Source organism: Streptomyces minutiscleroticus (assembly GCF_014650875.1).
GTDB lineage: Bacteria > Actinomycetota > Actinomycetes > Streptomycetales > Streptomycetaceae > Streptomyces > Streptomyces minutiscleroticus.
Map to the genome: position 1 here is coordinate 1 of NZ_BMVU01000255.1, position 631 is coordinate 631.

Annotated in this window: 1 protein-coding gene; it reads right to left on the reverse strand. The window is 41.8% G+C overall.

The genetic code is table 11. The features are described 5' to 3' along the window. Positions 1–631, reverse strand: a 631-nt coding sequence (locus IE271_RS44625; RefSeq protein ID WP_190195530.1) for an outer membrane protein, incomplete at both ends; no start/stop codon positions are given.

Consider the following 631-nt stretch of genomic DNA (forward strand, 5'->3'; position numbering starts at 1 on the left):
CTCCAAAAAGCCCCATAGAAAAATGGTTGTTCTTGCCTAAAAAGTTGGTTTTTTTATCGTTGATGAAATTAAACAATAAATCGCTACCCACCCCATAAGTCCAAACATCAGAAGCCGAGTTAAAGAAATTGGATTTGATATAAGCGTGGTTGTAATCAAAGAAGCCATAATACCTTAACCCCCATCTTTTCTTTTTGCCAAAAAATTGCTTATAGCCCGCTTGCACGCCAAAGCCATTCAAGGCGCCGTTATTCGTGGCTGAAGAAACGATCATGCCTACATTCCCAAAAGGGTTATTGCCAAGTTCTTGGATAAGGGTGCTAGCAAGGTTTTGCGCTTCATTGATTTGTGGCGTTTGGCTATCAAAAGAAGCGTTACTGCTTTTTAGCGAAGCTAGAGTTTCTTCCACGCCAGCGCACCCGTTCCCCCAATTGTTCTTTTGATTTTGCATTGTCATATTCGCGCTGCTTATAGCGCTCGCATCGCATTTCCCTATGTAGTCTTTAAGATGGCCTGAAGAAAGTTTGCCAAAATCGCTCTGCATTTGATTAGCCAGCTTTAAAATTTCTGCTTGAGATTGGGCGTTTTTGAGCATTTTTTGAGCTAAAGCCGTAAGACTGCTAGGGGAGTT